14 protein-coding genes are annotated in these 15,949 nt (G+C 67.9%); 4 read left to right on the plus strand and 10 right to left on the minus strand.

Annotation, left to right across the window (positions count from 1 at the left end):
- Positions 1–32 precede the first annotated feature (32 nt).
- From HD841_RS08305 to HD841_RS08320, 4 genes are all read left to right on the plus strand, one after another.
- Positions 33–803, plus strand: a complete 771-nt coding sequence (locus HD841_RS08305; protein ID WP_179508419.1) for an acyl-CoA thioesterase — start codon at positions 33–35, stop codon at positions 801–803.
- A 151-nt stretch (positions 804–954) separates the two neighbouring features.
- Positions 955–1,413 carry a hypothetical protein gene (locus HD841_RS08310; RefSeq protein ID WP_257015363.1) on the plus strand — a complete coding sequence of 153 codons (459 nt, stop codon included), beginning with the start codon at positions 955–957 and terminating at the stop codon, positions 1,411–1,413.
- Positions 1,414–1,484: 71 nt separating this feature from the next.
- A complete protein-coding gene (locus HD841_RS08315) occupies positions 1,485–2,204 on the plus strand; it encodes a response regulator (protein WP_179508821.1) in 720 nt (239 codons plus the stop codon).
- Positions 2,205–2,214: 10 nt separating this feature from the next.
- Complete coding sequence (locus tag HD841_RS08320) at positions 2,215–3,579, plus strand: sensor histidine kinase (protein WP_257015364.1); 1,365 nt, start codon at positions 2,215–2,217, stop codon at positions 3,577–3,579.
- A 182-nt stretch (positions 3,580–3,761) separates the two neighbouring features.
- On the opposite strand, the gene HD841_RS08325 is transcribed toward HD841_RS08320, so the two are convergent.
- The 10 genes from HD841_RS08325 to HD841_RS08375 are packed head-to-tail and all read right to left on the minus strand — an operon-like array spanning position 3,762 to position 15,758.
- Entirely contained in the window at positions 3,762–5,045 is a 1,284-nt protein-coding gene (locus HD841_RS08325) for an MFS transporter (protein ID WP_179508420.1), read from the minus strand.
- A complete protein-coding gene (locus HD841_RS08330; RefSeq protein ID WP_257015366.1) occupies positions 5,042–7,171 on the minus strand; it encodes a M3 family metallopeptidase in 2,130 nt (709 codons plus the stop codon). The genes HD841_RS08325 and HD841_RS08330 overlap by 4 nt, the downstream gene beginning before the upstream one ends.
- 51 nt (positions 7,172–7,222) lie before the next feature.
- Positions 7,223–7,420 carry a hypothetical protein gene (locus HD841_RS08335; protein ID WP_179508141.1) on the minus strand — a complete coding sequence of 66 codons (198 nt, stop codon included), beginning with the start codon at positions 7,418–7,420 and terminating at the stop codon, positions 7,223–7,225.
- Positions 7,417–8,199 carry a Crp/Fnr family transcriptional regulator gene (locus HD841_RS08340; RefSeq protein WP_179508421.1) on the minus strand — a complete coding sequence of 261 codons (783 nt, stop codon included), beginning with the start codon at positions 8,197–8,199 and terminating at the stop codon, positions 7,417–7,419. Before HD841_RS08340 ends, HD841_RS08335 begins: the two co-directional genes overlap by 4 nt.
- 46 nt (positions 8,200–8,245) lie before the next feature.
- The gene (locus HD841_RS21060) at positions 8,246–10,285 is read right to left on the minus strand and encodes a bifunctional glycosyltransferase/UDP-glucuronate decarboxylase (protein WP_306455776.1); all 2,040 of its coding nucleotides are present in this window, start codon (positions 10,283–10,285) and stop codon (positions 8,246–8,248) included.
- Positions 10,282–11,364 carry a CgeB family protein gene (locus HD841_RS08355; RefSeq protein WP_179508422.1) on the minus strand — a complete coding sequence of 361 codons (1,083 nt, stop codon included), beginning with the start codon at positions 11,362–11,364 and terminating at the stop codon, positions 10,282–10,284. Before HD841_RS08355 ends, HD841_RS21060 begins: the two co-directional genes overlap by 4 nt.
- A complete protein-coding gene (locus HD841_RS08360) occupies positions 11,361–12,470 on the minus strand; it encodes a CgeB family protein (protein WP_179508423.1) in 1,110 nt (369 codons plus the stop codon). The genes HD841_RS08355 and HD841_RS08360 overlap by 4 nt, the downstream gene beginning before the upstream one ends.
- Positions 12,467–13,576 carry a glycosyltransferase family 4 protein gene (locus tag HD841_RS08365; protein ID WP_179508424.1) on the minus strand — a complete coding sequence of 370 codons (1,110 nt, stop codon included), beginning with the start codon at positions 13,574–13,576 and terminating at the stop codon, positions 12,467–12,469. Before HD841_RS08365 ends, HD841_RS08360 begins: the two co-directional genes overlap by 4 nt.
- Entirely contained in the window at positions 13,573–14,646 is a 1,074-nt protein-coding gene (locus HD841_RS08370; RefSeq protein WP_373562965.1) for an SDR family NAD(P)-dependent oxidoreductase, read from the minus strand. Before HD841_RS08370 ends, HD841_RS08365 begins: the two co-directional genes overlap by 4 nt.
- Positions 14,643–15,758: an NAD-dependent epimerase/dehydratase family protein gene (locus HD841_RS08375; protein WP_179508426.1), complete on the minus strand. Its 1,116-nt coding sequence runs from the start codon at positions 15,756–15,758 to the stop codon at positions 14,643–14,645. Before HD841_RS08375 ends, HD841_RS08370 begins: the two co-directional genes overlap by 4 nt.
- Between the last annotated feature and the right edge of the window lie 191 nt (positions 15,759–15,949).

The following is a 15,949-nucleotide window of genomic DNA, read 5'->3' on the forward strand; positions in this document are numbered from 1 at the left end:
CGCAAAGCGCCGCAGCCATGGGAGGGATCGGTATGACGGCCTTGGGACAGGTGATCGCCGGGCTGGAGCCGGTCGCAGACGGCTGGCGCGGCGTGGTGCCGGAGACGTGGCTGCAGGGGCGCACTGCCTATGGCGGGCTGTCGGCGGCGCTAGCGCTGCATGCCGCGATGGGCGTGGATGCGGATTTGCCGCTCCTCCGCTCGGCCCTCGTGGCGTTCGTCGGCCCGCTCAGCGGCGCGATCACCATCCGTGCCGAGATGCTGCGACGGGGACGCAATGCCGCGTTCGTCCAGGCGGACGTGATCAGCGAGGCGGGATTGGGCCTGCGCGCGACCTTCGTGTTCATGCGTACCGTCGAGTCCGTCGTCGATCACCGCGCCGGCATCGCACCGCGCGTCGCGCCACCACAGCCGGACGATACGGTGCTGCGCGGACATCCTGCGGTCGCCTTCTCGCAACATTTCGACATGATCAACCGGCACGGGACCGACCCGGCGGCGTGGCTGCGCTGGGTGCGGCTGCGCGATCGTACCGGCGTGCATCCGCTGGTGGCGCTGATCGCCGTTGCCGACTGCCTGCCGCCGGTGGCGCTGAAGCTGCTCGGCCGGCCTGCGCCGGTAAGTTCGATGACCTGGCAGCTCAACCTGATCGATGACGCGCAGGCCACCGACGACGGCTGGTGGCTGCTGCGGTCGTCCAGCGACTATGCGCGGGCGGGGAATTCGAGCCAGTCGATGGGAATCTGGTCGACAAACGGCACGCCGATCGCCGAGCAGATGCAGAGCGTCGCGGTGTTCGCATGACGCTCCGGCCGCCTCACTGAATGCGGCACGTGGCTGGACCTGCGACAGGTTGCGACAAATTCCGCCCGTGGCGACACAGTGCCGCGACACGCGCCTACCATAAGGACACCGTAGGGCGGGGATGAGCCCCGTCGGGGTGGAGGATGGATCGATGCGGATGCGGTTGGGAATGATGGTGGCGGCAAGCGGGTTGCTCGCGGCAGGGGCCTATGCGCAGACCACGCCCCCTGCCCCGCCGCCCGGCGGCGGGATGATGCGGCTCGACGCAAACCATGACGGCGTCATCACCCGCGCCGAGATGACCGCGGAGGCGGAGGCCCGCTTCGCCGCGATGGACACCGACAAGGACGGCAAGGTCACGCCGGAGGAACGCGCCGCGGCGCGTAACGCGATGCGGGCGCAACGGAACGGCAATGGCGGGAACGGCGGCGTGCGCGGCGGCGATCAGGCGATCACCCGCGCCGAGGCGCTCGACCGGGCCGCACAACGCTTCGACCGGCTCGACGTCAATCATGACGGCCGGCTCGATGCGTCGGAACTGGCGGCGGCACGACCGATGCGCGGGCCGCGCGGCGGCGACACGCCTCCGGCAGCTACGCCGGCGCAATAACATCTTGATCGGGCGGGCAAAGACCCGCCCGGCCTTTGCAGGAGCGGTGTGCCATGGCTAATGCCGAAGAGATGGGAGACATGCCGCACCTGTTGCTCGTCGACGACGAGCGCTCGATCCGCGAACCGCTCGCGCAATATCTCACCAAACAGGGTTTCCGTGTCACCCAGGCGGCGGATGCGGAAAGCGCGCGCACGCGGCTGGCCGCTTATGCGATCGATCTCGTCATCCTCGACGTGATGATGCCGGGCGAAGACGGCCTGTCCCTGTGCCGCCACATCGCCGCGACCAGCGACACGCCGGTCATCCTGCTGACCGCCAAGGCGGAGGAGACCGACCGGATCGTCGGGCTGGAGATGGGCGCGGACGATTATGTCGTAAAACCCTTCTCGCCGCGCGAACTGGCGACGCGGGTCAAGGTCGTGCTGCGCCGGCTGACCGCGGGGGGCGCGCGCCAGCATGCCCCGGAAAGCGGATCCTATGCTTTCGCCGGCTGGGTGCTCAAGACCGGCGAGCGCGCGCTGGTCGATCGCGAGGGCGTGTCGGTGCCGCTGTCGACGGGCGAATACAATCTGCTGCTCGCTCTGGTGACGCGGCCGCGCCAGGTGCTCACCCGCGACCAGTTGCTCGACCTGACGCAGGGGCGCGAGGCGGCGGCGTTCGACCGCGCGATCGACAACCAGATCAGCCGCCTGCGTCGCAAGATCGAGACGGACGCCAAGCTGCCCGAGATCATCAAGACGGTCTGGGGCGGCGGCTATACGCTCGCGGCCGAGGTGACGCGCCTGTGAGCTCCGGCGCATGAGATTATGGCCCCGCAGCCTCGTCGGACAGATGGCGGTGCTGATCGCGCTGGCGCTGTTCGTCGCGCAGGCGGTCAATTTCGGACTGGCGCTGCGCGAGCGTGCCGCGTTCCGGCTGGCGCAGGCGACGCGTCCGGTGGCGATCCGCATCGCCGATGCGATCGAGCGCGAGGCGCAGGGCGTGCGGCCGATCCCGCGCGATCACGGCCGCATCCGCCGCGCCGATCGCGACACCATCCCGGCCGGCCTTCCGCGGTTACCCGAACTGGCCAGCGAGTTGCGCGACCAGTTGCACGAACAGGGCGTCGAGGTCGGGCGGATCGATACCGGCGTGCGCAACTGGACCGCCGCAGACGACGCGGTGCTCGGCCGCACCTTTCCGCGCAGCAACCGCGTGCGGCGCGACAGCGACCACCCCGAACAGGCGCTGCTGATCGCGATCGAGCGACCGCGCCATGGCTGGCTGGCGGTGATCGTGCCGTGGGGCGACGATGGCGGCATGCGGCTGTTCTGGCGCTTGTTCGCGCAGACCTTGATCCTCTACGGCGTCGTGCTGCTGCCGGTGCTGTGGATCGCGCGCCGCATCTCGCGGCCGCTGCGCGAACTCACCGCGGCGGCGCAGCGCTTCGGCCGCGGCGGCAGCGAGACGCCGGTCGCGGTCGAGGAACGCGGGCCCGCCGATATCGTCGGGCTGGTTCGCTCGTTCAACGCGCTGCAATGGCGCGTCACCGCGATGCTCGACGAAAAGGACCGGATGCTGGGCGCGATCGGCCATGACCTGCGCACCCCGCTCGCCGCACTGCGCGTGCGGATCGAGTCGGTCGAGGACGACAACGATCGCGCGCGGATGGCGGACACGATCGCCGAGATGAACCGCACGCTCGACGATATCCTGTCGCTGGCGCGGATGGGACGCCCCAGCGAACCGCTGACCGAGGTCGATCTGGCCGCGCTGGTCGACGCGGTAGTCGAGGACTTCCGCGACCTGGGTCAGGACGTCGCGTTCGAAGAGGCCGACCGGCTGCGCATGCGACTACGCCCCTCGCTGATCCGGCGCGCGATCCGCAATTTGATCGAGAATGCGGTCAAATACGGCGACGGTGCCGAAGTGCGGCTCGTCGCCGACCCGCTCTCGGTGCGGATCGAGGTGGCAGACAACGGCCCCGGCATTCCCGAGGAGAAAATGGCCGCCGTGTTCGAGGCGTTTACCCGGCTGGAAACGTCACGCAACCGCGACACCGGCGGCATCGGCCTCGGCCTCGCGCTGGCCCGGACGATCGTGCGCGAGGCGGGCGGCGACGTGCGACTGGCGAACCGCGCCGGCGGCGGCCTGTGCGCGACGATCGAACTGCCGCGCGGCTGACCGTTCCTCGCCCGCTGCGCCGGGCTTCGCATATGGCTGGGGCAAGGAGCTCGACCGACCTCCTCACCGGGTTCGTAACCCCGGACGTGGTCCGGGGTGACGAGGTGGGCTTGGAACTCGGCGCGCTTAAACGAAGGTCATATCCGATAGCCCTCCCCTGCCGGGCGGGGAGGAACGACGCCTCAATCCTCCGCGATCTGGCTATGCGCCTGGGTGTCGCGCATGCACCAATAGGTGATCAGCGATACCGCGATCATGGCGGTGACGTACCAGTAGAAGGCCCGCTCCATGTCGGCGTCCTTGAGCCAGAGCGCGACATATTCCGCCGTGCCGCCGAACGCCGTGTTCGCCAACGCATAGGGCAGCGCGACGCCGAGCGCGCGGATATGCGCTGGGAACAACTCCGCCTTCACCACCGCATTGATCGCGGTGTAGCCGGTCACGATCACGAGCGCGGTCATCACCAGCACGAAGGCAACGACAGGGTTCTTGACCGTCTCCAGCGCGGTGAAGATCGGCGCGGTCGCCAGCACGCCGGCGATGCCGAAGCCGATCATCAGCGGCCGGCGGCCGATCCGGTCGGACAGCGCCCCCGCCAGCGGCTGCAACGCCGCGTAGAGCGCGAGCGCGCCAGTCATCACCCAGGTCGCGGTCTCGCGGCTGAACCCGCTGGTGTTGACCAGGAACTTCTGCATGTACGTGGTATAGGCATAGAAGGCGAGCGTGCCGCCGGCAGTGAGCAGCACCACCGTCGCCGCCTGCCGCGGATGTTTCGAGAAGAGCAGCCAGCCGCTCGACTTGGGTTTGTCCTTGGCGTTGGTGAACGCCTCGGTCTCCATCAGTCCGCGGCGGATGCGGAAGACGACGATCGCGAGCAGGCCGCCGAGCGCGAACGGCAGGCGCCAGCCCCATTGCTCCAGCTGCCCCTCGCTCAGCACGCCCTGCAACAGCAGCAGCGTGAACAGCGCGAGCAACTGACCGGCGATCAGCGTGACATATTGAAACGACGAGAAGAAGCCGCGCCGGTTCTTGCCCGCCATCTCCGACAGATAGACTGCGCTCGCGCCATATTCGCCGCCGACCGACAGACCCTGCATCAGCCGCGCGAACACGAGCAACGCCGGCGCTCCCCAGCCGATCGTCTCGTAGCTCGGGCACACCGCGATCAGGAACGCGCCGGCGCACATCAGCGTCACCGACAAGGTCAGCCCCGCCTTGCGGCCGTGGCGGTCGGCGTAGATGCCCATGATCCACGCGCCGATCGGCCGCATGACGAAGCCGACCGCGAACACCGCGGCGGTGTTGAGCAATTGCGCGGTCGGATCGCCCTTCGGAAAGAAGTGCGGAGCGAAATAGAGGCCGAAGGCGGAATAGACGTACCAGTCGAACCATTCGACCAGATTGCCCGCCGAGCCGCCGAGGATCGACTTGAGCCGCCCCGCCGGCACCGCCGCCGCGCCGCTCATTTGGCGGCTCCGGTGGCGAAGCCGCGCTTGCGCAGCAATGCGTTGACGTCGGGGTCACGACCGCGGAACGCGCGATAGGCTTCGGCGCGGTCGGTCTCGTTGCCGGTCGACAGCAGGATCCTGGCGAAGCGGTCGGCGGTCGCCTTGTCCCACGGGCTGCCCGCCTCCTCGAACGCGGCGAACGTGTCGGCGTCCATCGTCTCCGACCAGAGGTAGCTGTAATAGCCCGCCGAATAACTGTCCGACGAGAAGAGGTGATTGAACTGCGGCAGGCGGTGCCGCATCACGATCTGCTTCGGCATGCCGATCTCGGCGAGCGTCTTGCGTTCGAACGCGTCCGGATCGACGATCCCGTCCGCCACCGTATGCAGCTTCATGTCGACGATTGCCGAGGACAGATATTCGGTGGTGGCGAAGCCCTGGTTGAACGTCTTCGACGCCTCGATCTTGTCGAGCAGCGCCTGCGGCATCGCGGCGCCGGTCTGGTAATGGCGCGCATATTTGTCGAGCACGTCGCGGGTGAGCAGCCAATGCTCGTTCACCTGGCTGGGATATTCGACGAAGTCGCGCGGCGTGCCGGCAAGGCCGGGATAGGTGACGTTCTGCAGCATCGCGTGGATCGCGTGGCCGAATTCGTGGAACAGCGTCTGCGCGTCGTCGAGGCTGATCAGGATCGGTTCGCCCTTGGCACCCTTCGCGAAATTGTTGTTGTTCGATGACAGCACCGTCTGCGCCGGCGCCAGGTTGCGCTGGTTCCGATAGGTGTTGGCCCAGGCGCCCGAGCGCTTGCCGGTTCGCGCGAAATCGTCGCGGTAGAACAGGCCGACTTCCTTGCCGTTGCGATCGGTGACGTGCCAGACGCGCATGTTCGGCTCGAACACCGGAACGGTGCCGGTGATCTCCTTGAAGTTGAGGCCGTACAGCCGATTGGCGGCGTAGAGCGAGCCCTGGATGATGTTGTTGAGCTCGAAATACGGCTTCAGCTGCGCCTGATCGAGGTCGTAGCGCGCCTTACGGACCTGCTCCTGATAGAAGCGGTAATCCCATGGCTCGATGGTGATCTTCGCGCCGCTCTTGTCGGCGATCGCCTGCATGTCGCGGACCTCTTCGCCGACGCGTGCCTTGGCGGCGGGCCAGACGCGCAGCATCAGGTCCATTGCCGCGGCGGGCGTCTTGGCCATCGTGTCCTGCATCCGCCAGTCGGCATGCGTCTTGAAGCCGAGCAGATGCGCACGGTCGGCACGCAATTTGACGATCTGCGCGATCACCGCATTGGTATCGTTCGCATCGCCATTGTCGCCGCGGTTGGTGAAGGCGCGCCACACCTTCTCGCGCAGGTCGCGGTTGCTGGCGAAGGTGAGGACGGGATCGACCGCGGAACGCGTGTTGACGATCGCCCAGCCGGTCTGGCCGCGTTCGGCGGCGGCAGCCTTGGCGACCGCCTTGACGCTGTCGGGGACCCCGGCGAGCTGCGCCTCGTCGGTGACGAGGATCGCGGTCCCCTCGTCGGCAAGCAGGCGCTTGGAGAAGTCGCTGAACGCGCTCGCCAGCTGCTGGTTATAGGCCGAAAGCTGCGCCTTCTGCGTGGCATTCAGCTTGGCGCCCTGACGCACGTAGCTGTCGTAGGTGCGCGTCACCAGCCGCTGCTGCTGCGCGTCGAGCTTGGCGCGCGCCGCGTAGACCGCCTCGATGCGCGCGAAGAGCTTAGGATCGAAGGTGATCGCGTCCGACGCGGCGGCGAACTTGGGCGACCATTCGCGGTCGAGCGCCTGATAGGCGGGTGTGTTCATATTGCCGGTCATCACGCCGAACAGCGTCATCACCCGACCATAGCGCTGGCCGGCAAGCTGCATCGGCACGAAGGTGTTGGCGAAGGTCGGGACAGCGGGATTGTCGGCGATCCGTCGGTAATCGGCGGCACGCTCGGCAAGCGCCGCCTCGAACGCCGCAGGGAACAGCTCGGGCTTGACCTGGTCCCAGGGCGGCACGCCGCCATAGGGGCCGGTCCATTCGGCGAGCAGCGGGTTGCTCGCGGGCGCCTGCGCCAGGGCATCGGTGGCGATCAGCGTCCCGGCGCCTGCGACGAGCGGCAGGCCGAAGGCGGTGGCGACGAGGAATTGCAGCAAGATGGTCTCCGGATCGTTCAGCGACCCACCATAACCGCTGATCCGGTCACGTCACCCCGGCTGATGCGCCTGCGCCTCATGCACCGCGGCGAGCAGGCGTCGCCCCGTCTCCGCAGCGGCGGCGGGCGTCATCGCCACGGCGACGCCACCGGGGCCGTCGAGCAGCACCTGGCCATTTTCCACCGACACCCGGCCCGCGTCGGTATTTACCGGATAGGGACGCCCGTCCCGCTCGTCGTCCGGCGTCATCCTGTTTTCCAAACGCCGAAATCCGAATAGAGGTAATCGCTGGCGAACTCCGCGGCAGCGCACAGACCGGCGTGGTTGAGGATCTCGACGCGGCCGCTCTTGAAGGTGAGCAGATTGCGCTCGCGCAACGTACGCAGCGTCCGGTTGACGTGGACGCCGGTGAGCCCGCAGGCCTCGGCGAGGTCGGGCTGGGTGAGCGGCAGGTCGAACTGGCCATCGCGCGCCAATCCGACCATCTCAAGCCGCGCATACAGTTCGCAGAAGAAATGGGCCAGCCGGCCCTCGGCGCCGAGCCGGCCGAGGCGGAAGATCCATTCGCGATGCATCGCCGCATCGATCAGGGTCGCGAACCACAGGAAGCGGGTCAGCGACGGATGACGTTCGGTGATGCCGACCAAAGTCTGGTGATCGAACAGCGCCATCTTGACCGGCCCGAGCGTCCCGACATCGTGATCGAGCCGCCCGGTCGGAAAGCCGTGCAGATCGACGAAGTCACCCGGAATGTGCACGGATACGAGCTGCCGATAGCCCTCGCGGTCGTCCATGTAACGCGTCACATAGCCCTCGATCAGCATCATGCTGGTATCGACCGGCTCGCCCCGCCGAACGAGGTGGTGACGGGCGGGGTAATGCTTCACGGACGTCGCCGAGTCCTCGAGCACCCGCCGTTCTTCTGGCGTCATCCGCAACCGGCCGCGCCCCATCAGGAACCGGCCGGTACGCGGATAGTTTGCGATATCCGAATGGGTCGGATCGCTGTCTGTTGGATCGTCTCTCATCAATGCACTCTAACACGGTTCGGTGGCGTAACGTTCCATCGCCGGCTCATTCCGCCGCGAAAGCCAGACCCGCAGGCGCGCCGATCTCGGTCGCGAACCATGCGCAGGTGCGCGCCAGCCCGTCGTCGAGCGCGACGCGCGGCGTCCAGCCGAGCACCGCCTGCGCGCGCGTGATATCGGGGCGGCGGCGCCGCGGATCATCGACGGGCAACGGACGGTGGACGATATCGGCGGTGCTGCCGGTCAGCGCCACGACCTGTCGGAGCAGCTCGTTGATCGTCATCTCGTTGGGATTGCCGAGGTTGACCGGCTCCATGCCATCGAAGTCGGCATCCATCAGCGCGATGAGCCCGGCGACGAGATCGGCGACATAGCAGAAGCTGCGCGTCTGGCTGCCGTCGCCGTAGAGCGTGATCGGTTCGCCCGACAGCGCCTGACAGATCAGGTTGGAGACGACGCGGCCATCATCGGGGTTCATGTTGGGGCCGTAGGTGTTGAAGATCCGCGCGACGCGCACGTCTGCACGCTTCATGCGCGCAAAGTCGAAGGTGAGCGCCTCGGCGGCGCGCTTGCCCTCGTCGTAACAGGCGCGCGGACCGGTGCAATTCACCGAGCCGCGATAGCTTTCCTGCTGCGGGTGATGTTCGGGATCGCCATAGACCTCGCTGGTCGAGGTCAGCAGGAACCGCGCGCCATGCGCCTCCGCCAGGCGGAGCAGCTGGCTGGTGCCGACGACGTTGGTGAGCATCGTATGTTCGGGATCGGCCTGATATTGCGGCGGCGAGGCGGCACAGGCGAGATTGTAGACGCGATCGTAGCGCCGTTCGGTCACCGCCGCGGGCAGCGTCTCGATGACATCGGCCTGGACGAAGGTGAAATGGGGATGCTCCTCGAGCGCCGCGAGGTTCGACGGGCGTGAGGTCTGGAGATTGTCGACGCAGACGACATGCTCGCCCCGGTCGAGCAGCGCCTTGCACAGGTGCGAGCCGATGAAGCCGGCCCCCCCGGCGACGAGGGTGGAGACGGGACGATCGGTCATGGCATGGCTTTCGAGAAGATGCGCTTCGAGTTGCGCGGCGCGGGTGTCGGCACCGTGTTCGGTGAGCACGCGTGTCCGTGCCGCCCGGCCGAGCGCCGCGGCATCGCGGTCGAGCGCCGCGATGACATCGGCGGTGGTGTCGGCAAGAATGATCTCGCGGCCGTCGTCGAGGATCGCGTCGAGCCCGTCCCAGCGGTCCGAGATGATCGGCGTGCCGCAGGCCGCCGCCTCGAACAATCGCACCGACGGCGACCAGCCGGCCGCGATCATGTCGGCGCGCGTGACGTTGAGCGTGAAGCGCGAGGCCGAGTAGAAAGCGGCATGGTCGGCGGGCGGCAGATGCTCGATCCGCTCGACGTTCGCAGGCCAGTCGAGGTCCGCGGGATATTGCGGGCCGGCGACGGCGAAGCGGCGCTGCGGCTGCGCCCGGGCGACATCAATCAGCAGGCGGGTGAGCGTCGGCTGACGGTCGTCGCTATAGGTACCCAGATAGCTGAGGTCCCAGCGCTGTGGCACGACGAGCGGCCGATAGGCGTCGGTGTCGACCGAGCAATAGAGCGCGCGCGCCGCGGGTGAGCCGAACTGGCGTTCGAGCCGGTCGAGCGTTGGGCCGCCGGTGAAGCTGAGATAGACGTCATAGCCAGGGATGATGTCCGGCGAGAGATATTCGAAGTCGCCGCGTTCCAGCTTGGCGAGCGTCACCGGCGTGTCGATGTCGTAGAAGGCGGTGGTGCCCCTCGCCTGCGCCTGGACGTAGCGGCCAACCGCGACACCTTCGGGAACGTAGGAGCCGACGATCACCGCATCGGCTGCCGCGATCTGCGGCTGCCAGCGGGTGAGGTCGTCGAGGTCGCGATAGTAAGCGAGCGTGCAGAAGTCGGGATCGACCAGGTCGCGGTGGTCGCCGGCATACCATGGCACCTCCCGCTCCAGGAACAGGATGTCGTGGCCGCGCGCCGCGAACGCCTTGAGCAGCGCGCGGAAGGTGGTGGCGTGGCCGTTGCCCCAGGACGAACCGAGGCTGAGGCCGAGGACGACGAGCCTCATGCCAGCTGCCTCGCACGATGGGCCTGGAACAGGGCGTCGACCTGCTCGGCGCGCAGGTCATAGGTGTGCTCGGCGAGGACACGGGCGAGCGCGGCCTGGCCGATCGCCTCGGCGCGCGCCGGGGTAAGCGCGGCGAGATGCTCGGCGACGTCCTGACCGTCGCGGGCGACGAGCACCTCGCGGTCGGGGATCAAGAACTGCTCGATCCCCTCCCAGGCATCGGTGATCAGGCAGGCGGCGGCGCCCGCCGCCTCGAACACGCGGGTCGCCGGTGAGAAACCGATGTGCGCCATGCTGTCGCGTGCGACGTTGAGCACCGCGCGCGGCGTGCAGTTGAAGGCGTTGTGCTCGGCGGTATAGACGTGGCCACGGTGGCGGACGTTCGCCGGCATCGCCTTGCTCTCCCAGCCGTTGCCGCCGATCAGGAAGCTCTGACCGGGCAATTGCGCGGCGGGTCTCAGGAAGAACTCCTCGACCCGCGCCTCACGGTCGGGCAGGCGGTTGCCGAGGAAGGCGAGGTCGCAGGCGAAGCGCTCGTCGCGCGGCACCGGATGATGCGTCTCGGGATCGAGCGCATTGTAGACCGGGATGCAGCGCGCCGCGCCGAAGCCGGTATAGGCGTCGATCACCGGCGGGCCGCCGCCATAGGTCAGCACCATGTCGAGATCAGGCAGCGCGCGCAGCACGGGGTGGGAGGCATCGGCGCGCATCTCGTCGAGCGTCGCGGCGGCATCCACATCCCAGAAGATCTTGAGCGCATCGGGCCGGGCATGGCGGAGAATGCCGTCGAGCAGTTCCGCATCGAAGACGCCGACGCCATTGGCCTTGACGACGATGTCGGCTGCCGCTGCCTCGGTGAGGACGGCGGTCATCGCCTCGATCGTAGCGGGGTAGACGACCGACCGCGCATAGGGCGGCGGTTCGATGTCGCGGTGCTGCTGGCGATCGAACGCGTCGGGCTCGTAGAAGGTGATCTCATAGCCGCGGGCGTGCAGCGCCTTCAGGATGCCGCGGTAATAGGTGGCCGCGCCGTTCCAGTAACTGGACACGAGGCTGGAACCGTAAAAGGCGATCTTCATGCCGCGTCCTCCCGGACAATCGAGCGGAGCCCGGCGACGATGGCGAGCAGCTCGTCGACCCGATGCGCGCAGGTATGGCGGGCGAGGATGGTCTCGCGGCCCGAGGCGACGAGCGCCGCCCTCAACCCGCTATCCTCTCGTATATCGCGCAGCGCGCGGGTCATCGCCTCGCCCGAGCGGACCATGAGGAAGTCCTCGCCGTCGCGGAACAGCCCCTCGCTGTCCTGCCACGGCGCGGACACCAGCGGAATGCCGCAGGCAAGCGCCTCGAACACGCGGATGGTGGGGATGCCGGGCAGGATCGTCGCATAATAGCGGCGCGGCACATGGACCGTCGCCAGCGCGCTGGCGAACAGGCCCGGTGCGGCGGCATTGGGCGCCCAGCCGTGATAGCGCACGCCGTAGCGATCAAGCGTGTCGCGCGCCGATTGCGGGTAACGCACACCGTAGATGTCGAGCGCGAGGCCGGCGGCGCGGCTCGGCTCGAACAGATAAGTTTCGAGTTCCTCGGTCCGCTCGCCGTCGCCCCAATTGCCGATCCAGACGAGGCCGTCGCGCGGCCCCTCCACCTCCGGCGGATGGAAGCGGCGGATGTCGGCGGCCTCGTGCCACGTCCAGACGCGCCCGCCCCAGCCCCAGCCGCGATAGACCTCGCTCAGCGTCTCGCCGAACGCGAGGATGCCGTCATAGCCGGACAGGTCGTAGGCGCGCATCTGTTCGGGTTCGCTGACCGCGCGATGGTGCGTGTCGTGGAACAGCAGCGTCCACGGCGCCCCCGTCTTGCGCAGGCGGCCGATCCCGGCGACGAGATCGTGATCGTTCCACTCGTGGACGAGGACGAGGTCGGCGCCGTCGACCATCGCTGCGACATCGGCACCGACGGGATAGCTGACCGAGCCCAGCTCGGGATAAGCGGCGCGATAGGCGTCGAGCCCCTCGGACCCGTGATCGGCCACGAGATTGGTCAGGCTCCACGCATTCTCGGGCGCGTAGACGCGCACGTCATGCCCGCGCGCGATCAGGTCGCTGAGCACGCCGCGCAGGAAATGCGCATTGCCGTGGTTCCAGCAGGAGACGAGGCTGTGGGTGAAATAGACGATCTTCATGCAGCGGCTTTCCGGGCATTCGGGTGCGAGGCGATCGTCGCGCGGTACAGCGCGAGCATGCGATCGGCGGTGGCATCGGGCGTGTAGCGGGCGGCGCGGGCGCGGGCGGCCTCGCCGAGCGCGGCACGGCGGGGCTGGTCGAGGACCAGCGCCTCGATCGCGCGGCACCAGCCGTCGGAGTCGAGCGGCACGAATTGCGCGGCACCGTCCCACAATTCGCGGAAGGTGGGGATATCGGCCAGGACGAGCGCGCAGCCCGCCTGCGCCGCCTCGAGCACCGCGAGGCCGAAGGGCTCGAAGCTAGCGGCGGAGACGAAGATCGGGCGGCGGGCGAGATGCGTGGCAAGCTGCTTGCCGGAGAGGTGGCCGAGTTCGCGCAGATGCTGGAGCCGGATCGTCTCGCCATGCGGTCCGCGCGCGGCACCGGCGGCAAGGAACGGGATCGGCAGGCGCGCGGCAGCGCGGTCGAGCAAGGCGGCGTTCTTGACCCCGTCCCACAGCCGGCCGACGGTCAGCGCGAGATCGGCGACCGGTGCGGCGGGATCGACCTCACCCGCCGGGGTGCGGCCATTGTGTACCGCCAGGACCGGCTTCGTCAGCCGATACTGGCGCGCCACGATCGCTGCATAAACGGCGGTCGGCGCGACGACGCGATCGACCGCGCGCAGGCCCTCCCCGGTCAGCGTGCGATGCCAGTGATAGTCCGCCGCAAGCGGCGTGGCGCGGGCCGCCTGCCACCAGGTCGACACGCAGCCATGCGCGACCGCGACGGAGGGCACCGGCAGCGCCGCCGCAGCGGCCAGCGTCGGCATATTGTAGTGGACGAGGTCGACGTCGTGGTCGGCGGCAAGCGCCGCGATCGCAGCACCGGCGGCGCACACCGGCGCCGCATCGGCGCAGGTCCAGTCGAGCGGCAGGTCGGTGGTGACGAGCGTGATCGGCGCCGGCGCGGCGTCCGGGCGGAGCATCGCGCGCTGATCCGCGCTCGGCGGCGGGCCGAGGACCGCGACGACGCTTTCGACGCCACGGGCCGCCAGGGCGTTCGCCAGTTCGGCCGTATAGTGCCAGACGCCCCCGACCGCGTCGGTGGTAAGCAGCAGCTTCATTCGGCCGCCACGGGCAGCGCTTCGGGAATGGCGACGTTGAAGCCCCGTTCGGCCGCGAGCCAGCGGGCCAGATCGGCGACGCCGTCGCGCCACGCCACCTTGGGCGACAGGCCGAGCGCGGCGTCCGCGGCGCGGGTATCGGCGACGAAATAGCGTTGATCGCCCGCCCGCCAGTCGGACGCGTGGATCGCGACCTCGCGGCCGATCAACCGACCGATATGCGCCAGCAACACCCGCAACGACACCGCATTGCCGGGACCGCCGCCGAGGTTGAACGCCCGGCCCGCAATCCGATCCATCCGCTGCCAGGCATGGATATAGGCTTCGACGGCGTTGGAAACGTCGAGGATGTCACGGACCTGATAGCCGTCACCGTACAACGTGATCGGCTGGCCTTCGAGCGCGCGGATCAGGAAATGCGCGACCCAGCCCTGATCCTCGGTGCCCATCTGCCGCTGACCGTAGATGCAGCTCATCCGCAGCACCGCCGCCGGCACCCCGTAGCTGCGGGCATAGTCGAGGACATATTGGTCGGCGGCGCCCTTCGACACGCCATAAGGCGTATGGAAGTCGAGCGGACGATCCTCACCGATGCCGTGGCTCCGCACCTGTTCGTCGATCGGCACATAGGCGTCGCCCGCGCGCGCGAAGGCGAGATCACCAAGGTCGCCATAGACCTTGTTGGTCGAGGCGAAGACCAGCGGCGTACCCGGTTTGCGACGCAGCGCCTCGAGAAGGTTGAAGGTGCCGAGGATGTTGATCTCGAGATCGTCGCGCGGATCTTCCATGCTCGTAGTGACCGCCACTTGCGCCGCCATGTGGAACACCGCCCGCGCGTCGCCGACCGCGCGGCCGAGTTCGTCGGCGTTGCGGATATCGGCATGGATCGCGGTGATGCGCGCGCCGTGGCGATCCTGCAGCCAGCGCAGATTGCGCTCGACACCCGGACGGCTGAGCGCATCGTAGACGATCACGTCATGACCATCGCGGGCAAGCCGGTCGGCGATGTTCGAACCGATGAAGCCGGCGCCGCCGGTGACTAGGATGGGGGCGTCAGCGGCGGCGGTCACGCGACCAGCCCCCGCTTCTCCAGCTCGGCGCGCGCCTTGGCGACATTGTCCTCGGCGCTTTGTTCGCCGACCCATTCGGCAAGCTCGGCGAGCCCTTCGATAAAGTCCTGTTTCGCGGTAAAGCCGAGCCGCTGCTCGGCGAGGCTGGTATCGCAGAAGCAATGGCGGATGTCGCCGATCCGGGCCTTGCCGACGATTTCCGGGCGGATGTCGTTCTTGTTCATCGCCTTGGCCAGCGCCTCGGCGACCTGGGTCACCGACCGGTCGTGACCGGAGCCGATGTTGAAGGTCTGGTCGACCGCCTCGGGCAGCACCAGCGCATCGGCGAACGCACGCGCCACGTCACTGACGTGCACGAAGTCGCGGCGCTGCTCGCCATCCTCGAAGATCATCGGCTGCTGGCCGTTGAGCAGGCGCGAGGCGAAGATCGCCAATACGCCCGTGTAGGGGTTCGATAGCGCCTGACCGGGACCGTAGACGTTGAACAGGCGCAGGCACACGCCTTCGATCCCATAAGGCTTGGCCATGATATGGGTGGTGCGCTCCTGCACGTATTTGTTGAGCGCGTAGATCGAGGCGAGGCTCGGCCGCTTCCACTCGGGCGTCGCAACGGGGGTCAGCGTGCGCCCCTGCGCATCGACCGGGTCCCAATCGGCCATGCCGTCGCGGACCGCGCCGCGTTCGGCATTCTCGACCATATTGCCATCGGCGTCGCGGTAGAGGCCCTCGCCGTAAATCGACATCGACGAAGCGGTAAGGACGCGGCGCACCGGCTGGTCGATCAGCTTCTCGAACAGCACCGCGGTGCCGACGTCGTTGGTCGAGGTATAGCGTTCGACCTCGTACATCGACTGGCCGACGCCGACTTCGGCGGCGAGATGGATGACACTATCGACCCCGGCAAGCGCACGGGCCACCGCATCGCCATCGCGCACGTCGGCGCGGATCAATTCGATCTCGTCGTTGAGGAGCGGTGGCCGTTCGACATCGCCATGGACCTGCGGGATCAGGCTGTCGAGAACACGGACGCGGTTGCCGCGGCGGAGCAGTTCGTCGCCGACGAAACGACCGATGAAGCCGGCGCCGCCGGTGATCAGGACCGTCTCGCTCACAGTAGGTTGATCCAGATCAAGGACTTTGCGACAGTGTTCGTGTCTGTTCGTGGCATCCGGCGCCTGACCCTCTCGATAAAACAATCGCTACGGGGATGGAACGAAGCTTCTTCTTCTTTGTTCCTAAAGCATTGAACCACAATCTTCTTGATCGATGTCAAGTCGCCGTTGTGGCCTGGCGGTTGCGGACA

Origin of the sequence: Sphingomonas melonis, assembly GCF_013409985.1 — a bacterium.
GTDB classification, from domain to species: Bacteria; Pseudomonadota; Alphaproteobacteria; order Sphingomonadales; family Sphingomonadaceae; genus Sphingomonas; species Sphingomonas melonis_A.